This window comes from Tepidibacillus decaturensis (assembly GCF_001561915.1).
GTDB classification, from domain to species: Bacteria; Bacillota; Bacilli; order Tepidibacillales; family Tepidibacillaceae; genus Tepidibacillus_B; species Tepidibacillus_B infernus.
This window is the reverse complement of record NZ_LSKU01000001.1, coordinates 2467270-2481390: the sequence shown is the minus strand read 5'-3', so window position 1 is coordinate 2481390 and position 14121 is coordinate 2467270. Positions and strand designations below refer to the sequence as shown.

Here is a 14121-nt window from a genome sequence, read left to right as displayed (position 1 = left end):
ATGAACATTTTACTTGTTGATGATGAGCCCTTAGAATTAGAACAATTAAAATGGCTACTTCATCATCGTTATCCTCAGTGGAAATACTATACAGCCATTGATGCTATACAAGCATTAAAAATAAGTAATGAAACAGATATTCAATTAAGCTTTATTGATATTCATTTGCCTGGTCACTCTGGGTTTGAACTAATGAAAGAGTTTAGATCCCAAAATAAAGAAATAGGGATGATTATTGTATCCGCATATCAAAAGTTTGATTATGCCAAAGAATCCCTTAGATTAGGCGTATTTGATTATATTGTAAAACCGATTATTGAGGAAGAACTATACCAAACAGTAGATCAATATCTACATAACCATCCTGAAAAAAAAACTATTCACCTATTATAGAGAAAGCAATTTGGATTATTCATCATTCTTATAAAGAAAAGCTTACACTTGAATCATTAGCCAATCAAATTCATGTGAATCCCACTTACTTAAGTAGAAAGTTTACTGAAGAATTAGAAATGAATTATATAGATTATCTAAACCATTATCGTATTGAAAAAGCTAAACAAATCCTCATTCAATATCCGGATAAACCGATAGCTTGGATCGCTGATGAAGTTGGCTTTTCTTCCCAACATCATTTCAATCATATGTTTCGAAAATGGACAAATCGAACACCTAGTCAATATCGTAAATCATATAAATAAGAAGGGGTGAAGGGACGATTTTGGATTGGTCTTTTTTAAATCTAATCTTAATCTATTTGATTTTTTGGGTGTTCCAACATATTGGAACCCATTTAACTATTCGAAACTATATATTTGGAACCAGTACGTTTGGAATGAGTATTGGGGCGTTAATCCTCCTTTCCCATCTCTTAAATGGACAAATGATGATCATAAGCCTTTGGTTAATGAAGCAATATGGGATATGGGCAAGTTTTTTATATGCGATCTTAAGTGCGCTTGGGATCGGATGGATAGGAAGATTGGCTCGCAAAATAAGAACTGACATGGATCATAGTGAAACATTGATAGATCTATTAACGAAAAGATTATCTTCCAAAGGAACCTTGTTCATTCTGGGATTCCTGTTGATTGGAAGTATTCAATTTTTCTTGCTTCAAGGAATATGGATAGGATCAATCATGGAGAAGCTATTTTCCGTTCCTTATGGGCTCACAGTGGCCATTTTTTTCTTAGCCGCAAGCGTATTAGCAGGTTTAGGGGGATTTGACGCTATAAGAAAAATGTCCATTTTACAAATGACGTTTGTTTTGTTTGTCGCCATGTTTTTACCTATTTCCATCTTTTTAAGAAAAGGGATCGATACAACTTTTCAAGAGTTACAACATATACCTCATTTATTGGCTCCGTTAAAGTGGGAGGATAGCACTGTTTTTTCAATCATTCTAATCATCACTTTTTTTAGTTGGATCACAGATATTTCTTTGTGGCAAAGGTTTTTTTCCATCAAACCTGCTAAAATCTCTTCAAGTTTTAATTTAGCAGCATTTTCATGGTTTTCATTATCTATGGCATTTGTTACTTTAAACTTATTTACTGCAACTGAAGGTTTTGCAATTAATATCTTTTCATTACCTGCTTATTTAGTTGCGAAAAAACACCATTTGATCTTATTGTTATTCATGCTTTCAGTTTTTTCCGTATTAATGATGACTTGGATGACAAGGTTACAAGCATTTACTAGTCTATTCTTGGTTATTCGAGGTAGATATTCTAAACATTCTAGGGATATTATTCAAGAGGGTTATTTCTTTTCTTTAGGAATAGGCTTTTTCATGTTTCTTTTTTCCCTATTATTTAAACAAGAAGAAATAGATACCATACATTTTATGATTGTTTGGAATATGGTGATCGGTATATCCCTTTTCGTCGTTTTATTTACTCTATATTTTTTGAAAATTATAAAAATAGTAAAAAATGAACAAAGTTTAGCAAAAAAATCACAAAAAGAGTAGGGCTTATCTAAGTATACTTAGAAAAAAACGAGGAGGGATAAAATGAAGAAATCGTTAAGTTGTTCAACTGCTTCCATTTACTCATTTAGTGCCAAACATCAACCGATGCTAGAAGTAGAGGCAGGAACTCAGGTTGTATTAGAGACTTATGATTGTTTTACAAACCAGATCACTTCATCCGACACTCCATTCAACTCAATTGATTGGCAACAGATCAACCCAGCTACAGGTCCAGTTTTTGTAAAGGAAGCACAACCGGGAGATATTCTAAAAGTCACCATCGATGAAATTGAGCTTGCCGACCAAGGAGTGATGGCAACAGGCCCTGGTTTAGGTGTAATGGGAGACGAAATCAACACTTTTACCACAAAAATGATTTCTATTCAAAACGGAAAAGCAGTTTTCGATGAAGATCTACAGATTCCTTTAAACCCAATGATCGGTGTGATAGGGGTTGCCCCTGAAGAAGGGGATATTCCATGTGGAGCACCTGGACCTCACGGTGGGAATATGGATAACAAGATGATCACCAAAGGAGCTACTCTCTATTTTCCTGTTTTTGTCGAAGGCGCATTATTTGCTTTAGGTGATTTACATGCTGCGATGGGCGATGGGGAGATCGGGGTTTCTGGTGTAGAGATACCAGGGAAAGTGACTGTTACATTAGATGTCATTAAAGGTCAAAGTATTGCCTATCCGTTTTTAGAAAATGATGACGTCGTCACTTCTATCGTTTCCAAAGAAACATTAGATGAGGCTGTCAAGGGTTCAGTCAAAGAAATGGCAAATCGATTACAACCTAAGTTTGGACTTTCTGTTGAAGATTTAACGATGCTCTTAAGTGCAGTAGGACAGACACAAATCTGTCAAGTCGTAGATCCATTGATGACAGCTCGCTTTGTTGTTCCTAAATGGGTACTGCAAGCGAAAAAAGTAACGTTATTTTAAATAAGGGGGAAAGTCTATGGCAGGGGAAGAGAAAAAACAATCGATTGAATCATTTGGTTATAAACAAGAGCTAAAACGATCTCTTACATTCTGGGACTTATTAATCTATGGTATGGTCTTTATGGTGCCAATCGCTCCATTTGGTATTTATGGCTATGTTGCAGATACTTCAAAGGGAATGGTAGCATTAGCCTATCTTATAGGAATGGTAGGTATGGTTTTTACTGCCTTAAGTTACGCAAGAATGTCAGAAGCCTTTCCAATCGCAGGTTCCGTCTATTCCTATGCACAAAGAGGGATCAATGAGCATGTTGGTTTCTTTGCTGGATGGGTGATTCTTTTAGACTATATTTTAGTACCGGCGCTTCTTTATCTCGTTAGTGCAGCTGCTCTACAGGACATGATCCCAGGTATTCCTATCGCTGTATGGTTAATCATTTTCATCGGTACTAATACGATTATCAATATTTTAGGAATTGAAATCACTGCAAAGGCAAACAAGGTCATTGTGGTGTTAGAATTGATCATTTTAGCCGTTTTTGTTGTTGTTGGTTTAGTGGCTATTGCTAAAGGAGTGAATGGTGCGGAGTTTTCCATAAAACCAATCTATGATCCTAGCAATTTCAGCCTGGGTCTTGTCATGAGTGCAGTTTCTATTGCTGTATTAAGTTTCCTTGGTTTTGACGCCATTTCAACATTATCAGAAGAAACCAAAGGTGGAAGAAAAACAGTAGGAAACGCTACAATTGTATCTTTATTTGTGATAGGTGCTATGTTTATTATTCAAACATGGGTAGCTGCTCTGATATGGCCAGATTATACGACTTTTGACAATCTAGATGTGGCATTTTATCAAATCGCAGAAGTTGCAGGCGGAACTCCGTTAAAATGGACAACGATCATCGCAACAGCTCTTGCATGGGGAATTGCAGATGCATTAGTGGCCCAAGCTGCTATTTCTCGAGTTCTATTTAGTATGGCGCGTGATGAGAAATTGCCTAAATTCTTATCTAAAGTTCATCACAAATTCAAGACACCATATGCGAGCACACTTGTCGTAGCGATTATCTCATTAGTGGTTAGTCTAATCTTTGCTTCAAAAATTGATAGCTTAGCTTCATTAGTCAATTTTGGTGCTTTGACAGCTTTCTTATTCTTGCATGTTTCAGTAGTCAATTACTTTTTTATCAGGAAAAAAACAAAACAATATTGGAATCATTTAATATTCCCAGCTATCGGATTTCTAGTGATTGGATATGTTTGGGTAAATCTTGATCCTATGTCCAAAAAATTAGGTTTTGTTTGGATGGGGGTAGGTATTCTTTATATGGTAGTATTACGATTATTGCGAAAAGATACCTCTATTACTAAAGATCTAGATGCTTAAGACTTTACTAAAGCTTTGATCCAACTGCATTATTTAAACGGGCTCAAGCTGCCGCTATAAGGCGATTATTACTAACCATTAACCTTTATTGATAATGTGATAAAATTTGATAAATAAATTAAATGTGGGAGCATGATAATAATGAACTTAAAGGAAAAGAGTGTTTTCAATTTGCAGTAATGAAGATTAAGGATAGTTTTTACGCAGCTATAACACAGGTATATCGTGACTTAGGAGCAAAAAGATGAAGTTTGGAATACCAGAGAAAAGTATGAATTTAATTATTGGAGCTTTATCAAGGTGATCAGAGATAATTAACTATTAAGTTTAATTTGAATTTACAATAAGACCATTGACTGAAAAAATCAGTTGGTGGTTTTTTTATGTAAAATCAATATGTAAGCGCTTTAAAATTTTAGAAAAACAATGAAAACATAATCAAAACAACTAAAAACTAGCTCAAATGTAGTAAAAACATCGGAAATTTAAAATTGTATATAATATTATGAATGTTTATAATTGATTTAAATATGTTAGAAATAAACATAATTAAACACAACTTTACATTAAATGAATGCAAAATATGTTAAAAACAAACATAATCTGTAAAACAATTTTTTTAGAAAGAAAGGAGTGAAAAGTACATAACAATAAAAATATCAAGCTAAGTCTAGAACAAATCAAAAATCAGAAGGGGGTAACAAAATGAAAAAAGTACTTGTCTTGTTGTTTTCACTTATGTTAGTTCTAACAGCTTGTGGTACAAACTCACAAACATCAAATGCACCGGCAGAAAAAATTGAAGGGGTACCTGATGGAGTTCAAGGGGGCAAAAAGGTTGCTGTTATTCGTAACCTTCCATCTGACGACCACACGAAACAATTTTTAGATGGGGCTAGAAGTGAAGGAGAATCGTTTGGTTTTAAGGTTGATACTTTTATTGCGGACAATGATGATGCAAAGTTTCAAGAATTAGTAGCCCAAGCTATTCAAAAGGGTTATGATGGGCTTGTCATTTCCCATGGAAAAAAAGATTATTCTTACGATATGTTAAAACCAGCGATTGACAAAGGAATTAAAGTTGTAACATTTGATACTGTCATTGATAAAAATGGACAGGGTATTCCAGAGATCACCACGACTTTCCAAGACGACTTTAAACTTGCTGAGCTTTCCCTAAATGAAATTGCAGCACTCTCAAAAGATGGTCAACCAGTTAAAGTGATAAAACTTTGGTTTGGCCCAGGAGTTCCCCCACTTGATAGACGGGAAACCATTTACCAAAAATTTGAGCAGGAAAATAAAATTAAGACACTTGAGATTATTGGACCTACCAATTTTCAGGATGTTCAAGGAGATATCGCTGCTAAGGTGAGTGCAGTACTCGCTAAATATCCTCCAGGTACAGTTGATGTGATTTGGGGTTCTTGGGACGAAATGGCTAAAGGTGGATTCAAAGCCATGAAGGACAATAATCGAATGGATATAAAACTAATCTCTATTGATATTTCTAATCAGGATATTAACCTAATGAGAGAAGAAGGAAGTACATGGATTGCTACTGCAGCTGTTGATCCACGCCTTATTGGTATTGTTGATATGAGACTTTTAGCTAAGAAGTTTGCTGGTGAAGAGACTCCAGATACTTATGACCTTGAAGCAAAACTAATTAAGAAGGATCAATTAAAGTCAGATACCAATATGACAAATCTCAATCTAGTGGTTGATGGTTGGGGAAAATCTGATGCCTTTAATGAACCATGGATGGATACTCTTCGCGCTAATTTTGCAAAAAAATAGATAAATAACGAGAGAGGAGGGAGTAATAATCCAATTTCCTCTCTTTTCTTAGCATTTTTAGTTTTACTTTATCTAGACGGGGTGGAAAACATGGAACAACCGAAACGATCCAAAATAGTAATGAAAGATATTTCTATCGAATTCCCTGGTGTAAAGGCTCTTTCAAACGTTCATTTTGATGTGGAAACTGGACGGATACATGCATTAGTAGGTGCGAACGGCGCTGGTAAATCAACTCTAATGAAAGTGCTTTCAGGAGCTTACGATCATTACACAGGAAGTATCTATATTGACGACAATGAGGTCAACATACGTTCTCCACGCGATGCAAAGGAATTAGGGATCGATATTGTTTATCAAGAAGTGGACACGGCGCTGATTCCATATCTTAATGTAGCAGAAAACATTATGCTTGATATCCTTGTTAATCAGATGAAAGGAAAGCAGTTTGTTAATTGGAAAGAAATACACAAAAAAGCTCGTAAAGTATTGGAACGTCTACATATTCAGATTGATACACACACATTGGTTCAAGATTTAAATCTTGCCCAAAAACAAATAGTATTAATTGCCCGTGCGATTGCTGAGGAACGTAGATTTCTCATTCTCGATGAACCAACGGCACCGTTAAGTTCTCGGGAGACTGAAGAACTTTTCCGCATTATTCGAGACCTTGCATACAATCACAACGTTGGTGTCATCTTTATTTCTCATCGGCTGCCTGAGCTATTTGAAATATGTGAAGAAATCACTGTAATGAGAGATGGACAGCTCGTTACTCGGCGAAAAATGGAGGGTTTAACGGCTAAACAGGTTGTCGAACTAATGCTAGGCAGAAAATTTGATGAGAATTACCAAAAACATAAAGTGAATATAGGTGAGAAGTTTTTTGAAGTGAAGAATCTTAGCGAAAAAGATAATGCAGTTAAGAATATAAACATGTACGTCCGATCAGGGGAAATTGTGGGTATTGCTGGATTGGTAGGGGCAGGTAAGACTGAATTTTGCAAAACGATCTTTGGAGCATTACCTATTCATGAAGGAGAAATATGGTTAAGGGGTAAGAAATTAAATATTCATACTCCCTATTCAGCAGTAAAGCAAGGTTTAGCCTTAGTGCCAGAAGAAAGGCGTAAAGAAGGAGTATTGGTTGAGGAACCAGTATACAGTAACCTTACGGCAGCAAGCCTTTCAGATTTTAGTAGCCCCCTTGGGTTCCTAAAACCAAGAGTCGAACACGAAGCTGCAAAAAAAATGATTGTTGATCTAGGGATAAAAACGCCACACGAAAATCAGAAAGTGGCCTATCTTTCAGGGGGAAACCAACAAAAAGTTGCCGTCGGTAAATGGCTAATGGCTAATGCCGATGTATACATATTTGATGAACCGACAAAAGGTGTTGATGTTGGTGCCAAGCATGATATCTTTGAATTGATTGGTCGTATGGTAAGTACCAATAAAGGAGTTATTTATGCTTCCAGCGAGTTATCAGAAATACTAGCGATCACGGATAGAATTTATGTTATGTATGATGGAATGATTGTGAAGGAGCTTCTTACTTCTGAAACAAACGAAGAGGAAATACTCTTTTACTCAACAGGGGGTAATTGATCGATGCAAGTAAAAATAGAAAAAACAAAAGAACGTGAGATGAAGGGACTTACTAACTTCTTAAATTTTATTAATAAATGGGGTACGGTAATAGCAGTCTTTATCCTTATACTATTCTTCACAATAACCATGCCCCAATTTATAGCAACTTCTAATCTTTTAACAATTCTACGTAGTATTTCAATTGTAACGGTCATTGCAATTGGATTAACGATTGCTTTGACAGTAAATGGATTGGACTTATCAATTGGTTCCGCAGCGACCTTTTCTAATTCATTGATTGTATCTTTCTTTGTATGGTATAGCATGTCCACGTTTACCTCTATGTTCATCGCAATAGTGATAACTCTGACAGTAGCTGCACTTAATGCAATTTTAATTGTAAAAGTTAAAATTCCAGATATGTTAGCAACTTTATCTACTATGTTTATTTTTGAAGGGGTTGCTATGACCTATACTGGTGGGGGGTCGATTAGTGAGGGCATGCCAAGACTAGATGGAACACCAACAGTTGGTACTCTACCACCAATTTTTGAGAAGATCGGGCAAGCACCATATATTATCATCATCATGTTGGTTGTTGTAGTTATCGTTCATATCTTTCTTAACCATACTAAGCATGGCCGCTATCTTTATGTAGTAGGAGGGAATATGGAGGCCGCTCGTTTGTCTGGGATTCCAGTAGATCGTTATCGAACCATCGCCTACTTGTTATCCACCTTCTTTGCTGCGCTTGGTGGGATTATGATCGCATCCAGAATTGGTTCTGCACAGATCAATGCTGGTGCTGGTTATCTAATGCCAGCTGTTGCTGCAGCGTTTATTGGATCTTCCTTTGGTGGTTCAGGTAAGCCGAACGCTATTGGAACTTTTGTTGGGGCAGTATTAGTTGGTGTTCTAGAGAATGGTCTTGTAATGATGTCAGTTCCGTATTACTCATTAAACATCGTAAAAGGTATAGTACTTGCCCTTGCCCTTGCATCAACCTATTTCCGCAAAAGAAACTAAAAATTCTGATGGAGAGGAGAAATGTTTTATGTCTAAGTTCAATACTTACTTCTTAATGAAGCCAACAGATGTTATTGAATATGTGAAGGAGAAACTAGATTTATTTGAACCAGAAGCTGATTTAGACTGTAAGGAAATCGGTGATGGGAATTTGAACTACGTCTTCCGTGTATGGGATAAGAATACAAATCAATCAGTTATCGTAAAACAGGCTGGAGAGACTGCTCGTATTTCCGATGATTTTAAACTTTCCACAGACCGTAATAAAATTGAATCAGATGTGCTTCAATTAGAAGGGAAATTAGCCCCTGGACTTGTCCCTGTGGTTTACAAATACGATGAGATCATGAATTGCAGTGCTATGGAAGATCTATCAGATCATGTGATCATGCGCCAAGCTCTTATTGAACATAAAAAATTTCCTCTTTTTGCAGATCATGTCACCACATTTATGGTCAATACACTACTATTAACCACTGACGTTGTTCTAGAGCATAAGGAAAAGAAAGCGTTGGTAAAAAACTATATAAATCCGGATCTTTGTGAAATTACAGAGGATCTGGTTTATACAGAACCTTTTAATGATTATAAGGGACGTAATGATGTATTTCCACCTAATCTTGAATGGGTGAGAAGAGAACTCTATGAAGATCAGGAACTTCGTTTGGAAGTAGCCAAACTCAAATTTGAATTTATGACCAATGCCCAAGCACTTTTACATGGGGATCTACATACAGGATCTATTTTTATCAAACCTGACTCTACCAAGGTGATCGATCCTGAATTCGCTTTCTATGGTCCAATTGGCTACGATGTCGGTAACGTAATAGCTAATCTAATCTTCGCATGGGTGAATGCAGATGCCACCATAAATGATGTAGCTGAACGAGAAGATTATACAGTTTGGCTAGAGAAGACCATTGTTGATATTGTGAACATGTTTAATGAGAAATTTCTTAAAGCTTGGGAAGAAAACGTCTCAGAAGTTCTTGCCAAAGAAGAGGGTTTCGATAAATGGTACCTTGGAACTGTACTTCGTGATACTGCTGCTGTAACAGGTCTTGAGTTATCTCGTCGAATTGTAGGTCTTGCCCATGTTAAAGATATTACTTCAATTTCAGATAAAAATGCTAGGTTAAGAGCAGAGCGAATATGTCTCACTGCTGCTAAGGATTATATTAAAAAACGAGAGAGCTTTAAAACAGGTGAAGACTTTTTAGCAACTTTAAGAGAAGCTGTAAACAGGTTCCCTCGTTAAAAGAAATGATCTTGTTTATATATCAATAATAACTGTCCAATTCAAGTGTAAGGATGAAGGTGAAGTCATGAAACAAATCAAAATCCTAGCCGTAAATGATCCCGCAGTTTATGCCTATGTACGTGAAACAGAAAATGCAATCACGAAAACATGGGAAGAGGCAAACCAAGTAAAAGTAATCATTGATATTATTGATTGGGATCAATATAAAAATACTTTGGATGTTGCATTGAAAAATAGAGAAGGAAATTATGATATTATGATGAATCCAGGGAATTTTTGGCTTCCTGAATTGGTAGAGAAGCAGCTTATTATTCCCTTGGATGAATATTTGGATGATTATGATCTAAACGGAATTATAGAAAGTGTTCAAGACGAAATGAAATATAACGACCATATCTATATATCCCTTCTTTTTCAGATGGACACCTATTATTCTATCGAAAAGATCGATTTGAAGAGAAAGGGATCAAGATAAACAAAAAAACGGTGTCCATTCCTGAAATAAAAGATTTAGTAGAAAAGTATTCAAATAATAAACCGGTAATTGCCTTAAAATCGGATGTAACTGAAATATTACTAGATTTCTTACCCTTTTTATGGGAAAGAGGAGTGGAATTGTTAGATCAACCACCATTTTTCTCTGATGAAAAGAAAACAATCTTAGCGTTGGAAGACTATTTATCTTTTAAACCGTATTGTCCACAACAAGTTGAAAACTACGGAAACCTGCAAGTGAAGGAAGCTATTCAGAGGGGTGAAGTTGTCATAGGAGTTTCTTGGGGAGGGCAAGCGGCAGCTATCTTAAATCCTAATGAAAATCCATATTTTGACCAAATCGGATTTATGACTTATCAATATCCTTGTAATACCACATGGGGATTTGTAGTTGCAGCAAATAGTGCGAATAAAGATATAGCTATTTCATATCTCAAATATATATCAAACCAAGAAAATGATAAATTAGTAGGTAGAGTGAGTGGAGGACCTGTAAGAAAAACAACTTACCAAGATAAGAATGAAATACAATTTTGCCATTGGTATGAGGTTCAATATCACATGCTAATCAATGCGAAACATGTTCCGAAATCAGTTCATTTTGCGAAGGCTTCATCAAGTCTATATACTTTATTACATCGTTTATTTAAACAGGAAATCACTCCTAACGAAATGATGGAACTGTTAAAAGCTTAATAATAGGAGGAGAAACCATGGAGCAAATTAAATCGATTCAATGGGAAAATGAGAAATTAATTTTATTAGATCAAACCCTTTTACCTAATGAAATCGCTTATGAAGAATTTGAAACAGCAGAAAGTGTATGGGATGCAATTAAAGTGATGAAAGTAAGAGGAGCACCGGCGATTGGTGTTGCAGCAGCCTATGGTTTATATTTAGGAATTAAAAACGCTCCAGAAGACAGTTTTGAGGACTTTTATAAAGTTCTAAAAGAAAAGGCAGATTATCTAGCCACATCAAGGCCGACAGCAGTAAACTTATTCTGGGCACTAGAACGAATGGAAAATAAAGCTCTTGAAAATAAAGAGTTGCAAGTGGCACAAATCAAAGAATTGTTGCATCAAGAAGCAGTTGAAATTCATAAGGAAGATGAGGAAATCAATAGAAAAATAGGAGAGAATTTGTTAACATTATTAAAGGATGAAATGGGGATTTTAACCCACTGTAATGCAGGAGCCTTAGCTACAACCAAATACGGGACAGCAACAGCACCTATGTACTTAGCTAAGGAAAAAGGTTGGAACTTAAAAGTCTTTTCAGATGAAACAAGGCCAAGGCTACAAGGGTCTACTTTGACAGCTTTTGAATTGCAACAAGCAGGAATTGATGTCACTGTCATTACTGATAATATGGCTGCCATGGTGATGTCTCAAGGGAAGATTGATGCAGTTATCGTAGGCTGTGATCGAATTGCTGCTAACGGGGATACAGCCAATAAAATTGGAACATTAGGAGTGTCTATTTTAGCCAAACATTATAACATCCCATTTTATGTTGCAGCACCAACTCCTACGATCGATATGAAAACCGAAACAGGAAATGATATTCCAATTGAAGAAAGGGATTCATTGGAAATTACCAACAGATTCGGTGTACCTACAGCACCAAAAGATGTAAAAACATACAATCCAGCATTTGATGTAACTCCACATGAAAACATCACTGCAATTGTCACAGAAAAAGGAATTGTCTACCCACCTTACGCAGATAATTTGAAAAAACTATTCGACCAAAAATAACACAAAAACATTTCAATAAGAAGGATAAGGATCATTAAAATGACTGAATTACCTGATATCAGAAGAAAAAAAATCATAGAATTCCTATGGGAACATGACTACGCTGATGTAACTTCTTTAAGTAGTTTATTTAATGTCTCTGAAATGACCATCAGAAGAGATCTAGAAAAACTAGAGAGAGATGGAGACATTGTTCGTGTATACGGTGGAGCAAAAATTAAAATAAACAGCCCTTATGAAGCAACCGTCGAAGAAAGATTAAATACTAATAAGAAAGAAAAAATGGCAATCGCTAGAAAAGCAGCAGAACTGATTGAAGATGGTGATGTGATTGCATTTGATGCAAGTACAACTGCCCTCGAGGTAAGTAAATTAATCAAAGATCGGCAAAGACTCACAGTGATCACCAATAACATCAGTATAGCTATTGAACTATCTACCGCTACTCATATCACAACGATGTTACTTGGAGGTTCGCTAAGAGGGACATCTCTATCATTAGTAGGCGCCACGATAAGAAAGTGTTTAGAAGGAATCTATATCGATAAAGCCTTTATTTCAAGTAGAGCATTGAATTTTCAAGAAGGATTAACCGATATCACCATTGAAGAGGGAGAAGCTAAACAAGCCTTAATTGAAAAGGCTAATAAAGTGATTGTCATTGCAGACCATACAAAACTAGATAAATTATCCTTTTTCCAAGTTTGTGGGAAAGAAAGATTTAATACCATTATTACTGATAGATTTGAACCATTAACAAAAGAACAAGATCTAACGATAGAAGCGTTTCGCGAATACGGAATAGAAGTAATTGTAGCTGACAATTAAGGGGGATTAGATATCTTGTTATTAAAACAAGAAAGAGAACTCATTGTAGAATATGGGAAAAAGTTGATAACGAGTGGTCTCACAAAAGGCACGGGTGGCAATATAAGTATCTATAACCGAGATTTTAATTTAATGGCCATTAGTCCAAGTGGATTAGATTATTTTGAAATTTTGCCAGAGGATATTGTTGTTTTAAATTTAAATGGAGAAGTAGTGGATGGAATAAGAAAACCATCGAGTGAACTGGAAATGCATAGTATTTTTTATAGAAAAAGAGAAGATATCAACGCAATTGTTCACACCCACTCTCCATTTGCAACAACTATCTCAGCTTTAAATTGGAATTTACCTGCTGTTTCCTATTTAGTAGCCTATGCAGGTCCAAATGTAAGATGTGCCAAATATGCTACTTTTGGTACAAAAGAATTGGCCGAAAATGCATTTGAAGCAATGAAAGATCGAAAAGCTGTCTTACTTGCTAATCATGGTTTACTTGCAGGAGCGCATGATTTAATCAATGCTTTTAATATCGCTGAAGAAATTGAATTCAGTGCAGAAATCTATTATCGCGCCAAAAGTATTGGTAATCCAGTCATCTTATCTGATGAAGAAATGAAAGTTATGTTAGAAAAGTTCAAGACCTACGGACAAAGATAAAATCTAAATAAATAATGAGAAAAGAGCACCTATCTTTCATAATAAAAGAAGGTGCTCTTTTAGTATGCCACGCATGGCGATTAACTAGACGGTGAAAGTCCGTTATGGGGGTATGTAGCAACCAACCATTAGCCTAAGGCAAGGGTGTCCATCGTGAGGTGGAATCTGAAGGAAGCCGGCGGCAAAGTTCCGGCCCGAGGAACACGAACAGTATTAGGCGCAAAACGTGGGGTAAGACTGCTAAACAAGTCAAAGCCCGAAAGCTACACGGACACGTCAACGTAGATGCTGCGGGTACATGGAACGAAAGTGAATCGTCTTACCGTGGGAGGCCTCACGGACGGGTGGAAACAGAGTAAGAAACTCGGTTGAAACAAGACTTATCGTGAGG

General features: G+C 36.1%; 14 protein-coding genes. All 14 read left to right on the top strand.

Annotated features, from left to right (window positions below; all coding sequences use genetic code 11):
* The 14 genes from U473_RS15290 to U473_RS11500 all read left to right on the top strand — a co-directional run bounded on the left by U473_RS15290 (position 1) and on the right by U473_RS11500 (position 13730).
* Positions 1 to 393 carry a response regulator gene (locus U473_RS15290; RefSeq protein ID WP_235589115.1) on the top strand — a complete coding sequence of 131 codons (393 nt, stop codon included), beginning with the start codon at positions 1 to 3 and terminating at the stop codon, positions 391 to 393.
* Between the two features lie 74 nt (positions 394 to 467).
* Positions 468 to 701 (top strand): helix-turn-helix domain-containing protein, encoded by a 234-nt coding sequence (locus U473_RS15285; RefSeq protein ID WP_235589114.1) that lies wholly within the window; start codon positions 468 to 470, stop codon positions 699 to 701.
* A gap of 20 nt (positions 702 to 721) precedes the next feature.
* Positions 722 to 1975, top strand: a complete 1254-nt coding sequence (locus U473_RS11555) for an SLC5/6 family protein (RefSeq protein ID WP_068726525.1) — start codon at positions 722 to 724, stop codon at positions 1973 to 1975.
* 42 nt (positions 1976 to 2017) lie between these two features.
* Entirely contained in the window at positions 2018 to 2923 is a 906-nt protein-coding gene (locus tag U473_RS11550) for an acetamidase/formamidase family protein (protein ID WP_068726523.1), read from the top strand.
* Positions 2924 to 2939: 16 nt separating this feature from the next.
* Positions 2940 to 4310 (top strand): APC family permease, encoded by a 1371-nt coding sequence (locus tag U473_RS11545; protein WP_068726521.1) that lies wholly within the window; start codon positions 2940 to 2942, stop codon positions 4308 to 4310.
* A gap of 705 nt (positions 4311 to 5015) precedes the next feature.
* Entirely contained in the window at positions 5016 to 6110 is a 1095-nt protein-coding gene (locus tag U473_RS11540) for a sugar ABC transporter substrate-binding protein (RefSeq protein ID WP_068726519.1), read from the top strand.
* A gap of 90 nt (positions 6111 to 6200) precedes the next feature.
* Complete coding sequence (locus U473_RS11535) at positions 6201 to 7721, top strand: sugar ABC transporter ATP-binding protein (protein ID WP_068726517.1); 1521 nt, start codon at positions 6201 to 6203, stop codon at positions 7719 to 7721.
* A gap of 3 nt (positions 7722 to 7724) precedes the next feature.
* Positions 7725 to 8729 (top strand): ABC transporter permease, encoded by a 1005-nt coding sequence (locus U473_RS11530; RefSeq protein WP_068726515.1) that lies wholly within the window; start codon positions 7725 to 7727, stop codon positions 8727 to 8729.
* Positions 8730 to 8757: 28 nt separating this feature from the next.
* Positions 8758 to 9987 carry an S-methyl-5-thioribose kinase gene (mtnK, locus tag U473_RS11525; protein WP_068726512.1) on the top strand — a complete coding sequence of 410 codons (1230 nt, stop codon included), beginning with the start codon at positions 8758 to 8760 and terminating at the stop codon, positions 9985 to 9987.
* Positions 9988 to 10054: 67 nt separating this feature from the next.
* Positions 10055 to 10465: an extracellular solute-binding protein gene (locus U473_RS15450; RefSeq protein ID WP_068726510.1), complete on the top strand. Its 411-nt coding sequence runs from the start codon at positions 10055 to 10057 to the stop codon at positions 10463 to 10465.
* The gene (locus U473_RS15445; RefSeq protein WP_082732520.1) at positions 10393 to 11181 is read left to right on the top strand and encodes an extracellular solute-binding protein; all 789 of its coding nucleotides are present in this window, start codon (positions 10393 to 10395) and stop codon (positions 11179 to 11181) included. Before U473_RS15450 ends, U473_RS15445 begins: the two co-directional genes overlap by 73 nt.
* Positions 11182 to 11198: 17 nt before the next feature.
* A complete protein-coding gene (gene mtnA / locus U473_RS11510; RefSeq protein WP_068726506.1) occupies positions 11199 to 12245 on the top strand; it encodes an S-methyl-5-thioribose-1-phosphate isomerase in 1047 nt (348 codons plus the stop codon).
* A 39-nt stretch (positions 12246 to 12284) separates the two neighbouring features.
* Positions 12285 to 13073 carry a DeoR/GlpR family DNA-binding transcription regulator gene (locus U473_RS11505; protein ID WP_068726504.1) on the top strand — a complete coding sequence of 263 codons (789 nt, stop codon included), beginning with the start codon at positions 12285 to 12287 and terminating at the stop codon, positions 13071 to 13073.
* 15 nt (positions 13074 to 13088) lie between these two features.
* A complete protein-coding gene (locus U473_RS11500; protein ID WP_068726502.1) occupies positions 13089 to 13730 on the top strand; it encodes an L-fuculose-phosphate aldolase in 642 nt (213 codons plus the stop codon).
* The last annotated feature ends 391 nt before the right edge of the window (positions 13731 to 14121 follow it).

Excerpts from the sequence above, each read along its gene's own strand:
- U473_RS15290 (WP_235589115.1), top strand. The coding sequence starts at position 1 with ATGAACATTTTACTTGTTGATGATGAGCCCTTAGAATTAGAACAATTA.
- U473_RS11550 (WP_068726523.1), top strand. The coding sequence starts at position 2,018 with ATGAAGAAATCGTTAAGTTGTTCAACTGCTTCCATTTACTCATTTAGT.
- U473_RS11545 (WP_068726521.1), top strand. The coding sequence starts at position 2,940 with ATGGCAGGGGAAGAGAAAAAACAATCGATTGAATCATTTGGTTATAAA.
- U473_RS11540 (WP_068726519.1), top strand. The coding sequence starts at position 5,016 with ATGAAAAAAGTACTTGTCTTGTTGTTTTCACTTATGTTAGTTCTAACA.
- U473_RS11535 (WP_068726517.1), top strand. The coding sequence starts at position 6,201 with ATGGAACAACCGAAACGATCCAAAATAGTAATGAAAGATATTTCTATC.
- U473_RS11530 (WP_068726515.1), top strand. The coding sequence starts at position 7,725 with ATGCAAGTAAAAATAGAAAAAACAAAAGAACGTGAGATGAAGGGACTT.
- mtnK (WP_068726512.1), top strand. The coding sequence starts at position 8,758 with ATGTCTAAGTTCAATACTTACTTCTTAATGAAGCCAACAGATGTTATT.
- U473_RS15450 (WP_068726510.1), top strand. The coding sequence starts at position 10,055 with ATGAAACAAATCAAAATCCTAGCCGTAAATGATCCCGCAGTTTATGCC.
- mtnA (WP_068726506.1), top strand. The coding sequence starts at position 11,199 with ATGGAGCAAATTAAATCGATTCAATGGGAAAATGAGAAATTAATTTTA.
- U473_RS11505 (WP_068726504.1), top strand. The coding sequence starts at position 12,285 with ATGACTGAATTACCTGATATCAGAAGAAAAAAAATCATAGAATTCCTA.